12 protein-coding genes are annotated in these 13,022 nt (G+C 35.2%); all 12 read left to right on the plus strand.

Translation table 11 applies throughout. From position 1 onward, the window contains the following. Positions 1–9 precede the first annotated feature (9 nt). On the plus strand, positions 10–2,211 hold the full coding sequence (locus IPM14_04705) for a T9SS type A sorting domain-containing protein (protein MBK9097422.1): 2,202 nt from the start codon (positions 10–12) through the stop codon (positions 2,209–2,211). Between the two features lie 22 nt (positions 2,212–2,233). Continuing rightward, a complete protein-coding gene (locus IPM14_04710) occupies positions 2,234–3,757 on the plus strand; it encodes a T9SS type A sorting domain-containing protein (GenBank protein ID MBK9097423.1) in 1,524 nt (507 codons plus the stop codon). A 37-nt stretch (positions 3,758–3,794) separates the two neighbouring features. After that, positions 3,795–5,219 (plus strand): hypothetical protein, encoded by a 1,425-nt coding sequence (locus IPM14_04715; protein ID MBK9097424.1) that lies wholly within the window; start codon positions 3,795–3,797, stop codon positions 5,217–5,219. Positions 5,220–5,224: 5 nt separating this feature from the next. Next, positions 5,225–5,764 (plus strand): T9SS type A sorting domain-containing protein, encoded by a 540-nt coding sequence (locus tag IPM14_04720; protein MBK9097425.1) that lies wholly within the window; start codon positions 5,225–5,227, stop codon positions 5,762–5,764. 1,464 nt (positions 5,765–7,228) lie between these two features. Further along, a complete protein-coding gene (locus tag IPM14_04725; protein MBK9097426.1) occupies positions 7,229–7,942 on the plus strand; it encodes a Crp/Fnr family transcriptional regulator in 714 nt (237 codons plus the stop codon). Positions 7,943–8,088: 146 nt separating this feature from the next. After that, positions 8,089–8,316, plus strand: a complete 228-nt coding sequence (locus tag IPM14_04730) for a DUF2249 domain-containing protein (GenBank protein MBK9097427.1) — start codon at positions 8,089–8,091, stop codon at positions 8,314–8,316. A gap of 22 nt (positions 8,317–8,338) precedes the next feature. Continuing rightward, on the plus strand, positions 8,339–9,148 hold the full coding sequence (locus IPM14_04735; GenBank protein MBK9097428.1) for a DUF2249 domain-containing protein: 810 nt from the start codon (positions 8,339–8,341) through the stop codon (positions 9,146–9,148). Then, positions 9,149–10,414 (plus strand): hypothetical protein, encoded by a 1,266-nt coding sequence (locus IPM14_04740; GenBank protein MBK9097429.1) that lies wholly within the window; start codon positions 9,149–9,151, stop codon positions 10,412–10,414. Positions 10,415–10,419: 5 nt separating this feature from the next. Continuing rightward, on the plus strand, positions 10,420–10,725 hold the full coding sequence (locus IPM14_04745; GenBank protein ID MBK9097430.1) for a metal-sulfur cluster assembly factor: 306 nt from the start codon (positions 10,420–10,422) through the stop codon (positions 10,723–10,725). Next, positions 10,726–11,181, plus strand: a complete 456-nt coding sequence (locus IPM14_04750; GenBank protein ID MBK9097431.1) for a cbb3-type cytochrome c oxidase subunit I — start codon at positions 10,726–10,728, stop codon at positions 11,179–11,181. It abuts the gene before it with no gap. Beyond that, a complete protein-coding gene (locus tag IPM14_04755; GenBank protein ID MBK9097432.1) occupies positions 11,181–11,417 on the plus strand; it encodes a 4Fe-4S dicluster domain-containing protein in 237 nt (78 codons plus the stop codon). The genes IPM14_04750 and IPM14_04755 overlap by 1 nt, the downstream gene beginning before the upstream one ends. Before the next feature lie 232 nt (positions 11,418–11,649). Beyond that, positions 11,650–13,005: an NAD(P)/FAD-dependent oxidoreductase gene (locus IPM14_04760; GenBank protein ID MBK9097433.1), complete on the plus strand. Its 1,356-nt coding sequence runs from the start codon at positions 11,650–11,652 to the stop codon at positions 13,003–13,005. The last annotated feature ends 17 nt before the right edge of the window (positions 13,006–13,022 follow it).

The raw sequence follows: 13,022 nt of genomic DNA on the forward strand, positions 1-13,022 counted from the left end.
AGGTAATTAATGAAAATATTATTTTTACTTACGTTCACTCTTCTAAATACACTCTCATTTGGACAAGTTCCTAGTGATTCCATCAGACTTTATTTTCCTTTCAATGGTAATGCAAATGATGAAAGTGGAAATGGAAATAATGGTACTGTAAGCGGAGCCATTCTTACCACAGATCGATTTGGAAATGCAAATAGCGCATACTGGTTTGACGGAGACAATGATTATGTAGAAGTACCTGATAACGAAAGCTTGAGTATTACAGGAGCTTTAACAATAAGTATGTGGTATAGGTATGATGGCAAACCTCAAAACTGGGGTAGGATTTTAAGTAAAGCCTGGAATTCTGTAGCGCCGCCATATGTTTGTTATGGAATTTCTCTCGATGATAGTCCGGAAGGAAGTCAAAAAGTTTTATTTCAGGCACATCTTTCAGCTTCCCAAACATCCTACAGTAATTTCTCCACAACTTCAATGACAGTTGGCGAATGGTATCATTTGGTTGGAGTTTATGATCCAGCCAATAACATTATATCGCTATATGTAAACGGAATCAGAGAAGCTTATTCAACAACCGGAAACTCAACTATTGCAAATACAACCGGTCATTTGCGTGTAGCGGATGATCAGCAAACTTTAGAAGGTGCCAAAGGTGTTCTCGATGATATCCGGATATATGCAAAAGCACTTTCACAAATTGAAATACTTTCACTCTACTTTGAAGTTCCTCAAAACTTAGATGGTTCATTAGATCTGACATTCGGAAATGGTGGGATAACAAGTACTACTAGTGGTGTTGGTCAAGGCATAAAGATTCAGAGTGATGGAAAAATTTTAGTTGGAGGTGGTGTATTTGCGGTTGCCAGATTTAATACAGATGGCTCTTTGGATACTAGTTTTGGAAATGATGGAATTGTATCTACACAAGTTGGTAGTGGTTACAGTTCTGCGTGGGGAATTGCGTTACAGTCTGATGGTAAAATAGTTTTAATAGGGAATTATGAGATTTCTTCTAACAATAGTGGTATTGCTTTAGTCCGGTACAATTCTGACGGAAACCTAGATAATTCTTTTGGTAGCAATGGAGTTGTTACACTTGATATAACAAGTGGATATGATTATGCAAATTCAATCGAGATTCAATCAAACGATCAAAAGATTGTTATAAGTGGACAAACTAATGGGGTTATGGTTGCAAGGTTTAATCCTAATGGAAGCTTGGATAATACTTTTGGAACAAATGGAATTGTTAGTACACAGGTAGGTACTTCTTGTGGCTCAAACTCAATGAAGATTCAAAACGATGGGAAAATAATTGTTGCTGGTGGTATGATGGATTCACAAGGATATCAACATTTCTTAACTATCAGATATAATTCTGATGGCTCATTAGATAATACATTTGGAACGGGTGGGATAGTTACAACGACTGTTGGCACAGGTTTTCAATGGGGTTGGGATCTAGCAATCCAAAATGCGAAAATAGTTGTTGGTGGTATACAACAACTTTCATCAGCTCAAGAGTTCGTCTTAATCAAATATAATTCTGATGGTTCAATTGACAATACCTTCGGAGCTAGTGGAGTTGTTCACGCAATGCCACTTGGAATTTCTGATTACTTAAGATCAATCTCATTGCAGACGGATGGAAAAATATTAGCTGGCGGATTTTCTGTAATTGATTCTACTGGTGCACCAATTAATAATCCTCAAATAGGAATGTCTTTGATGAGATTTGAATCCAGCGGAAATTTAGATAATAGTTTTGGTAATTCTGGAGTAGTAGTAATACCATTGGGGGAATTCGGATTTGAATCGGGACGGGGACTCGCAGTCCAAAATGATCATAAAATAGTATTTGCAGGTTTTGGAGAAACAGCTATAATGATTGCAAGGTTTAATGTTAATTCAATCTCATCAGTAAAAGAAACTGAAAATACTATAATTCCAAGCACAATAGTCCTGGAACAGAACTATCCGAATCCATTTAATCCATCAACTAAACTAAACTTCTCTATTCCAAATTATGGAAATGTAAAACTCGAGATATTCAATTTGCTTGGTGAAAAAATTGTAACACTTGTTGATGAATATTTAAGTGCTGGTAACTATGAATCTGATTTCAACGCAAGAAATCTTTCGTCGGGAATTTATTTGTATAAGTTAAGCTCAGATGGGTTTGTGCAAACAAGAAAAATGCTGCTGATAAAGTAAATTGATATTAATAGGAGAAGAAATGAAGAATTTTTTTATAACAGTTTTATTTTTTTTAATCAGTGTGTATGTATTCCCACAAGATGGATCCTTAGACACTGGTTTTGGAAATCAGGGTATTGTTACTTCGCCAGAAGGACGAGCTCTTGGGGTTCAAATTCAATCGGATGGAAAAATTGTTGTGGTGGGATATGATAGTACGTCTATTGTATTATCAAGATATAATTCTGATGGATCATTAGATGGTTCGTTTGGAATAAATGGCTGGGTGAATACTCAGATTAACAATCAACCCTCTTCAGGAACAAGTATTTGCATTCAAAATGATTCGAAGATTCTTGTTGGTGGGTTTATTAAAATTTCACCTGGTAATAATGGTATTGTATTGGTCAGGTATAATTCTGACGGTACACTAGACAGTACATTTGGAAATGGGGGAAGTGTAGTCTCAGACCTGACAAATGGCTTTGACTATCTAGAAGCACTCGAATTATTAAATGACGACAGGATAGTTATATGTGGAGATACTCCTAATGGGCTATTTGTCTCAAGATACAACCCAAATGGGCAGATTGACAATACTTTTGGAACAAACGGTTTAGTGATTACACTAATAGGAGCTAACACTATTAGTGGTGCAATGGCTATTCAATCTGATGGTAAAATTGTTGTTACTGGTGAGACATTTTTTCCAAGCACTGACATTATTATTATCAGGTATAATTCAGATGGATCGTTGGATGAGACGTTTGGCAATGGTGGTATTGTAGTAGAATCAACTGGGGCATATTTTGAATTTGGCAGCGCATTACAGATTCAGAATGATGGAAAAATTGTTGTTGGCAGCATTAAGCGTCAAATAGTTGGTGCAAATATTGAGATTGCTGTATTCAGGTATCTAAATAATGGAACATTAGATAATACATTTGGTAATGCTGGAATAGTTAATTGTAATTTTGGAGGTATTGAAAGTTATACCTGGGGAACTGCTCTACAAGCTGATGGAAAAATTGTAATAGCTGGTACATCTATAACTGATTTGTCCGGTAATAGTGGTTTTGGATTGCTTAGGCTTAATCCAGATGGAACCATCGATGAAACTTTTGGGATTTCAGGGATTGTTGTTACACCACTTGGATTATCTTCGGAAGGAACAGATATTGAAATCCAATCGGACAATAAAATAGTGCTTACAGGATGGTCTTCGGATGGATTCACTACCACACGTTACAATATTACATCAATATCTTCGGTAGAAGAATTAAAAAATGAAGTTATTCCAAGTAGTATATCTCTAGAACAAAACTACCCTAACCCCTTCAACCCTTCAACAAGAATTAACTTTTCTATTCCAAATTCTGGAAATGTTAGGCTTGAAGTATTCAATCTACTTGGTGAAAAAATAACAATACTTGTTGATGAATATTTAAATGCCGGTAACTATGAATCTGATTTCAACGCCGAAAAACTTTCTTCGGGAATTTATTTGTATAAACTGAGTGCGGGGGAGTTTGTTGAAAGTAAAAAAATGGTTTTGTCAAAATAACTTTAATTGATTTACAATATCATTAATTGGAGATGCAATGAACTACTTATACCTGAGAATCATTTCAGTGGCAATTTTTATCGTTATCATTTTTAATATTTCAGTTTCTGCCCAGACACCTCGGACGATGTCATATCAAGGTGTACTTACAGACACCAGTGGGAACCCAGTACCCAATGGAACTTATCAATTGTTCATTAATTTTTATAATGTTGCCAGCGGTGGAAGTTCATTAGCTACTCGTGGACCTATTCCTGCATTAACAAGCAACGGGCTATTCAATATTATAATTGGTAATGGAGAAGCAGGTAATGCTCCTCTTAACGACTTTAATATTAATCAGCAAATTTGGATGGGGGTTAAAATTGGAAGTAATTCTTCGAATGAGCTTTTACCCAGAGCTCAATTAACAGGAACTTTTTACTCCTTTCATTCAGATACAGCAACTTATGCACTTAACTCAGGTGGGGATTTAACACTACCTTATATAGGTTCAACTAATTCAACTTCCCCGGGCTTGAGTATTAATAATTCTGGATTGTCGTCATCTAGTCATGGATTAATGGGAACTACTCTAAGTTCTGATGGATTGGCTGCAGGAGTTTATGGAAAAGTAGTAAATGGAAATTCAAATGGTGTATTTGGCGAAAGCAACAGTTCGAGTGACGGTGCAGCAGGTGTTTGGGGATATGCAACTTCGTCGATAGGTGAAACTTATGGTGTTGTTGGACAGATACAGAGTAATGGACAATTCTCAGCAGGCGTTCGGGGGATTACAACCTCCAGCTCAGGCTTTAACTTTGGAGTCGAAGGTGTAAATTTCAGTAACAGTCAATATGCTACTGGGGTTACCGGTTATGAATCTGGTACTACTGGTGAAACGCGAGGTGTAGTTGGAGAAGTTGTAAGCCAAAACCAAAATGCTTTTGGTGTTATGGGAATAGCAACTGCTCCAGCTATTGCATTATTTGCACTTGGCAATTTTGTTGGAACTGGTACAAAATCCGCAGTTGTTCCACTTGACGTATCTAATCCAAAAGATGTGCAATCTACAATTTCTGCTTCAGAGTGGAGATTAGTTTACAATGTCGAAGGAACCGAAGTTTGGTTTCAGGAAATGGGCTTTGGAAATTTACAAAATGGTAAAGCTGTAATTACCATCGATCCGTTGTTTCAGAAAATTGCAAACCTGAATGTGCCATACCACGTTATAATTACTCCGTACGGAAGTTGTAATACTCTTTCGGTAATCTCAAGAACTTCCAATTCATTCACAGTCGAAGAGCAGCAAGGAGGTAATTCGACTATTGAGTTTTCGTATTGCATTTATGCAAAGAGATTGGGCTATGAAAACGAACGATTAGAATTGCGGTCAGACCCTTACTTGGGCTATAGGGAAAGCGATCAAGATCAACGCAAAAATCAAATCGATAAATTGATTAAAAAATTTCCAGAAAAATAAAAATTATGAAACTACTATTGATTATCCTAATATGTTATTGTTCTGCTTCTATAGAAGTAAGTTACGCTCAGTATAGAATAGATATTTTCACAACTGAAGTCACAAGCAGTCAAACTAGTTCCATATATTCTTCAAATTCTGAATATAAACTAGTAGGTGGTGCTGGCCAGTCAGCAGTTTCTTCATCTAGTGGATATTTCAGATCGTTACAAGGATCTGGATTCCTAACGCACGTTGATTTTGTTGATCCTATTTTACCCAACTCATTTGTGTTATATCAAAACTATCCAAACCCATTCAACCCATCAACAGTGATTAAATATCAGTTACCGTTAAGCGGTAATGTAACATTAAAAGTTTATGATTTACTCGGAAGAGAAGTTGCTACTCTGGTTGATGAATTTAAACCCGCTGGAAGTTATGAGGTTGAGTTTGATGCAAGTAGTAATTCCGGCTCTGTCCGGAATCTTACGAGTGGAATTTATTTTTACAAACTACAATCCGAAAACTTTAACGAAACTAAGAAGATGATGCTGTTAAAATAAAAAAGCATTATGATTTAGATAGGAGTTTTTGGTAATTATCACAGGCAGATAATTGCTTATCTGCTTTTTCATTTTTCAGAAATCTATGTGAATTCCACAAAGGGTAGAAAAAAGCTAGCTGCTCAGTCCTTTTCCATACAGGGGCATCTCCAAATTTTTCTCTCTCCATAAAATTAACCTTTTAGGAATATCTGATTCTTTACTGGTAAAAAAATATCGATTGACTTCTAAATAATACCTTTAATCTGATCAGACATTGAGCTTAGTGTTACTATTCATTTTTCAATTTGTGAGGACTTTGGATTGCTAATCGCTGGTGTCAATTGTAAGTTATTACCAGATCCTAAATATTAGTTGCTACTAGCAAAAGGTCTCCAAAAAGTCTCCACTTCATATTCAGACAAAGGTATCTGAGTGCATCAATGGGAATAATAGGTTCCAAAACAGGCTAAAATCGTCATTCTTGAATTTAATAGAATAGTTGCGGAGAGTCTTGTGTTCTCAGCATTCGGGGAAAATCATTTGTTTTTAGCTAAAAATTACAACTATTTTTTTGCGGAGAGTCAGGGACTATTTGCGTAATAGAAAATCCTAATAATTTAGCCCGAAATCGAGACATTTTGAAGTGAGGGTTCCACTTTGGTACCATATAATTAATGTATGATGATATAAAAACCCCACCGACGATCATTGGGGGATCATAAAAAAAATATTTCTTTCTCTTACTTCATCAGTATCATATTGGTTTCCAAAAAGTCTCCATCGTTTTTCCAGATGATAATCATTTTTGCAACTTTTCTTTTTCAGTGCAAAGTGAGGTAGAACATTGTAGGAACATCGTAAAGATGTTTTTAACAGTTTTTATTGGACTATTTGTGACCTGCTGATTAACAGGCATGTACCTATTGCTATAAATTTTTGTTCTTAAGGAATGACAAATCAATGAAGTAGTTTTTGAAGTAGTCGGTGAAAGTAATTTAATAAAAAATCCTGAAGAACTTTCATCGACAGCAGAAGTTAAATTCTAAACTCAATCTTGCATACTCCCATCGAATCCTCAACTATCAAAAATCAACTATCTATATAGGAGTTCAAATAGTAATTATTCGAGCATCATATTACTAGCATATAACATCCCCGTGTAGACAATAAATGAAAAATAAAAATATTAAAGCGATGGAAAATATTTTAAGAGACACAAAACATAATTCCAAAGCTCAAGAGGTACTTCTTAAGCTGATTGCTAAATAGAAGAGACCAGCTATTCCTTTTAACAAGATTTGATCACATACTTATAATCACATTGATAAATCTAACCCAAGAATTGATATGGAGGTAATTTAAGATCGCTTATCAGTATTTAGGTTGGATGCACTGAAGTGACTCGTAAACAATTGTATTCAGTATGTTTCCAAAATTGGAAAATCTTTCACATTATTGTAATAAAAAAAATATTTATTGCTTATGAGAGTCCAAAAACCTCAAGTTCCTGATTACTTTAAGTCGGAGTTCACACTCAGGGATATACCATTATTCTCAGAGTTAAGTATACAGCAGTTAAGAAGTCTAACTTCCGTTAGTAAGTTAAAACATTTTTCAAAGCACACGATTTTATTTCGCGAAGGTGATTTTTATACTGGTTTTTATGTTCTTCTAAAGGGAGTGATAAAAGTATTCAAGGTCAATCCTCAGGGCAAAGAATCCGTTGTGCATATTGTCAGACCATTTGGAGCGTTTGCTGACATTCCATTATTTGAGGGAGGTAATTACCCCGTTGATGCAGAGGCAATTGAAGATAGCCTTGCATTATTTGTTCCAAAAGAAGGTTTTCTGGATTTGATTAGTAAGGAACCGGAAATCTCTTTGAAAATGCTAGCGGGTTTTGCAAAAAGGTTAAAAGCACTCGTCAATCAATTGGAGGATATTTCATCAAAAGAAGTCCCTAATAGATTGGCTAAATATTTACTTCAACGAGTTACTGCTTCAGGTACCGAAAATTTACCCGAACCATTTATTAAATTAATTGTTCCCAAATCCACAATAGCTGCATACCTTGGTACAGTTACAGAAACTTTGTCTCGAACATTGCGGAAATTTCAGAATGAAAATATCATCAGAGTAATCGGGAAAAAGATCTTTGTCATTGATATGAAAAGATTGAGGCAGCTTGCCGAATGAATTAATTGTCAATTATAAAATAGTTCCCCCCCTTTAATTAGTACACTCCTGTTCAATTAATCAAGATTTTGACTTAAGTCAAAGAATTTCTTCTGTTCAGTTCATACGTTTGAACCGTAAAACAATTTAACAAATAAGGAATTCTCATGGAAGTAAAACAACTTGATATCAGACCAGTTCCACCGGCACAAAAACATGCAACAATTTTCAAAACCTTTGATGAGCTGAAAAATGGTGAGACGTTTCAATTAATTAATGATCACGACCCGATGCCTTTGTACTATCAATTTAATGCAGAGCGTTCCAATCAGTTTGGGTGGGAATACGTAGAACGAGGCCCTAAAGTTTGGAAAGTAAACATCACGAAAGCATAATTTGTTTATATAGTAGAAAAAAATGATTACTGAGGATATAAGAATATTAAAGATGGTGACTGAGTACCCTTCAACCCTAGAGGTGTTGAACAAATTTAGCCCGCTCTTTAAAAATCAAGCTAAAGCTGAAATTAATAATTCTATAGCAAGACGTATTAATGTTAAACAGGCTGCAGAAATCGCTGGTGTTGATCTTACTCTTTTGTTGAATGAGTTGAATGAGTCAATCAACGAAGAGTCAAATCCTCCTAAAAAAAATAATATTAAGGAAAGCAAAAAAATGCAAAATCAAAAACCTGAAAAACTAAAAAAGATTAATGCTGAAAAGTTTCTGCAGCTTGATGTTAGACCGATAATCGATTCCGGTAAAGATCCTTTCCTGGAAATTATGTCAGCTGTAAAGTCATTGAAAGAAGATGAAGTGTTTCATCTTATAAATTCATTTGAACCAATTCCATTGTACTCAGTATTAGAGGGAAGGGGATTTCACCATTGGACAGAAAAGGATGGTAACACTTTTAATGTCTTCTTTTTCAGAGATAGCGAACCCAGCGACTTACCTGAAAATTTCACTACGAAAGAGAAAATCACCGAGAAAGATTTTGATAATGTGATCGAATTAGATGTTCGTGAACTTGCCCCACCAGAGCCAATGATGAAAGTACTCGAAAACATTTCAAGGATTGATGAAAATACTTTAATGGTTGTTCATCACCATCGTGATCCTGTGTTACTTTATCCAAAGTTAGAAGAAAGAGGATATTCTGCTATGACAAATAAAATAACAGATGATTATTATAAAGTAGTCATTATGATGAAGAGGAAAGAATAAGTGAATCAGACAAGCACTATAGCATCCTCCTATTCGCCCCCATTCAGGATTGTTTCGAAATATTTTATCGCCGCGATTATTTCTTTTGTTCTGCTTAATTTGTCTCTACTTCTCAATCATTCAGATATTGTTGGCCATCATTTCAATCCGAAGATACTAGGCATTACACACATCGCAACACTTGGGTGGATAACGATGATAATATTTGGAGCATTGTTTCAACTGATACCAGTTGTGCTCGAAGTAAAACTTTTCAGTGAAAAACTTGCTGAAGTTCAATTTTGGATTTATACAGTTGGTGCGATTGGACTGATCTATTGCTTCTGGTATTTCAACACCGGAAAGTACATGAACATTTCGGCTATACTGCTGAATCTTGCGATGTTCATTTTTTCATTCAATATTATTATGACATTCATCCGGGTGAAGAAGTGGAATATAACAGGTTTATATCTTGGTGCGGCAATCTTTTATCTTATTGTAACTGCAGTTGCGGGACTGTTGCTTGCAATAAACCTTGGGAGTCCATTCATTAAAATTGATCATCTTCAATATCTGAACCTTCACGCACATACTGCATTCATCGGATGGGTTTCTATGGTTGTGATGGGTGTTACATTCAAGCTCATCCCTATGTTTACACTTTCCCATGGTTATAAACTAAAGTTTGCAATTTGGGCTTTCATCTTCATCAATATTGGATTACTCGGTATTAACACAATATTCCATTACCAGGAAACGAATTTTCTATATTACATTTTTACTCCAATGATTTCAGTCGGAATATGTCTTTTCTTAATCCAAGTTTACATCATTTTCAAAAACAGGGTAAGAAAAAAACTTGATACCGGTTTAAGATTTTCTGCTTATGCTTATTTGATGCTTGTATTGACAACCATACTCGGTACTTTTATAGCATTTATTGACTACCAGAACATCATTAACCTTACTCTTATATATGGTTACATGATAATATTCGGATTTTTTTCCATGCTGATAGTCGGTCAAATGTATAAAATTGTACCTTTCCTGGTGTGGTATCATAAATACAGCGGTAAAGTTGGGATTGAAAAAGTGCCAATGTTGAAAGAAATGTTCAGTGAAAAAATTGCACAGTACGGTTTTTACATCATGATCATTGCATTGTTTGGTTCACTTTTTTCTCTCACATTCAGAAACGAATTTGGGCTGATAGCATCATTTTCTCTAATGCTTTTAAGCTCATTAATCTTTTCATTTAATATGACAACAATATTCCGAAAGTAAATAGTTTGGTGAACAAAGCAGAAATACTCGAAATTCTCAAAGGGGTTATCGATCCGGAAATTGGAATAAATATAGTCGATCTCGGATTGGTATACGAAATTGAATCGACGGAAGAATCGAATAAAATAACAATGACGCTAACGACTCCAGGCTGTCCAATGCACAACAGTATCACCGGTTGGGTTGAAAACATAATTACTCAATTCGAACCAGATAAAAAAACTATTGTCAACTTGGTTTGGGAACCTCGTTGGACCCCTGACAGAATGAGTCCGGAAGCAAAGCAAGAATTAGCTCAAAGGAACTACTAAGTGTTTTCAACTGTCAGATATTTCGTCAAAACGAGTATAATCTTTTTAATGTTTGGTATACTCACGGGATTATATATGTCATTTTCAAAATATTTCAACATCGGCGGATACTCCCAGGAAATGATTTCTGCCCACACTCATATAATTCTTGTTGGATCTATAATGATGATGATAATGGGAGTAGCGTTGTGGTTTTTCCCACGAGCTGAAAAAACCGATAAAAGATATAATCCTGATTTAATCTTGATTACATATTGGTTAATGGCCGGGGCCACTCTATTAAGATTTTGTTCTCAGCTCATAGCATCGTTTATATATCTGGATTGGATCAATAAATCAATCTTCGCTTTCTCATCGGTACAAGTAATTGCAATACTACTATTCTTTTATTCTATGTGGGGGAGAATAAGAGCTGTTGGAAGTCAATATCGCGAAGCAAAGGGAGAAAAATTCTAATGTCAGTGATTATAACAGATGAATGTATTAATTGTGGTGCCTGCGCCGTTGAATGTCCTGAACATGCAATCTTTTTTACAGGAAAACCGTCTCTGATTCAGAGTTTTTGGTTCGAACCGTTATCCACTGATCACTATTTCATTCTTCCAGAGTTATGCAATGAATGTATTGGAATTGAGGAAGTAAAATGTATTTCAATTTGTCCAATGAACTCTATTGTCCAGACCGAGGATTAGATAAAAATTAAATACAGGAGTATTGAAAAAGAATAAATTATCAATTATGCAACTTATTGATTAATGATGATTGCAATAACGCAACATGAGTATAGAATGGATAATCAATTAATTGATTTCCAGTAATAATTTAGTGGCAAACTAATTGAGAGTATGATGAATAATTAATTTAATGTGATTTACAATGACGTACATATTGAAAGAAAATATTGAAAGATTTTTAGATGAGTTCATGAATATTGAGTATGGAGGGCATAATCATATTATTGCGAGAGAACATTACAGAGAAGTTTTTAGAGAATTATTGCCGAGGTACATCGAAAAAGATGACAAAGTTCAAACAACAAATTTCAAAATAGAAAGCGATTATTGTCAAACAAAGAATTTCGTGATAATTGGTGCTGGCTATGGGGGTCTTACAGCCGCACTCAGACTTGAGAAATTATTAAGAAAACATAATGATTATAAGATCCACTTAATTGATAAAAATCCTTATCATACAATTAAAACTCAATTACATGAAGCAGCAGTCCGGAATGAAATAGTCACCATTCCATTGAATAAAATAATCCGAAAAAGAAACATTCAATTTCATCTCGGCGAAGTAAGTTTCATTGATGTCAATAATAAAATCATTCATTTATCTGACTATGAAGACAAGAGACAGCTCAGGTTTGATTATTTGGTCATTGCAATTGGAAGTAAAGTAAATTATTACAACATCCCGGGAATGAAAGAAAACTCTTTTGTTCTTCAAACACTTCAAGATGCTGAAGCTATCTACAATCACATTTCTAAAATATGCGCATCTGCAGCTTCTGAAAGTGATGAATCCAAACAAAGAGACAATTTGAGGTTTGTCATTGGTGGTGGCGGGCTTTCGGGTGTCGAGTTTGCGGGTGAATTGGCCGATCATGCTTCAGAATGCGTTTCCAACTTTAATGTAAGTAAACACTTGATTGAAATTATCATTGTCGAAGCGGCAGAGAGACTGATGCCTTTTATGGATCAAGATTTTTCTATGCGAATCGAAAAAAAATTAGTTGCAAAGGGTATAAAAATATTAAAGAACTCACGCATAATAAAAAGGACTGGCAATGAAGTATATCTTAAAGATGGAAGTGAAATAAAAACTAAAAATTTTATATGGACAGGTGGAATTAGGGTTTCAGATCTCCTAAAAAATAGTGGTTTAATTACGGGGCCAGCAGGTAGAGTAATGGTTAATGAATACCTGCAGGCAAAAGGTGATAATTCTATTTATGCGATTGGAGACAGTGCAAATGCAATTAATCCAGTCACTAACAAACCTGTTCCAACGGCAGCACAATTCGCCCTTCAACAAGGGAGGTTGGTCGCAAAAAATATATATACTGATTTGAATGAAAAAATTAAAACACCGTATTATCCAGAAGTTTTTGGCGAAGTAGTCAGTTTGGGTAAGCATCTGGCTATTGGTTGGCTTGCACTACCGTTTATAAAGAAGATCACGTTTGTAGGATTTCTTGGCAGGCTGCTAAAAGCAGCAATTCGTGAAAAACATTTACTGCTTTTGAGAAAGGAAAGCCGCAACTGGATTACTTATTAACTCATTAATGATAATTA

It is taken from the genome of bacterium (assembly GCA_016716565.1).
In the GTDB taxonomy this organism is placed as follows: Bacteria; Bacteroidota; Ignavibacteria; order Ignavibacteriales; family Ignavibacteriaceae; genus IGN2.

Coding starts and splice junctions, on each gene's coding strand:
- IPM14_04705 (MBK9097422.1), top strand. CDS start 10: ATGAAAATATTATTTTTACTTACGTTCACTCTTCTAAATACACTCTCA.
- IPM14_04710 (MBK9097423.1), top strand. CDS start 2,234: ATGAAGAATTTTTTTATAACAGTTTTATTTTTTTTAATCAGTGTGTAT.
- IPM14_04715 (MBK9097424.1), top strand. CDS start 3,795: ATGAACTACTTATACCTGAGAATCATTTCAGTGGCAATTTTTATCGTT.
- IPM14_04720 (MBK9097425.1), top strand. CDS start 5,225: ATGAAACTACTATTGATTATCCTAATATGTTATTGTTCTGCTTCTATA.
- IPM14_04725 (MBK9097426.1), top strand. CDS start 7,229: ATGAGAGTCCAAAAACCTCAAGTTCCTGATTACTTTAAGTCGGAGTTC.
- IPM14_04730 (MBK9097427.1), top strand. CDS start 8,089: ATGGAAGTAAAACAACTTGATATCAGACCAGTTCCACCGGCACAAAAA.
- IPM14_04735 (MBK9097428.1), top strand. CDS start 8,339: ATGATTACTGAGGATATAAGAATATTAAAGATGGTGACTGAGTACCCT.
- IPM14_04755 (MBK9097432.1), top strand. CDS start 11,181: ATGTCAGTGATTATAACAGATGAATGTATTAATTGTGGTGCCTGCGCC.
- IPM14_04760 (MBK9097433.1), top strand. CDS start 11,650: ATGAATATTGAGTATGGAGGGCATAATCATATTATTGCGAGAGAACAT.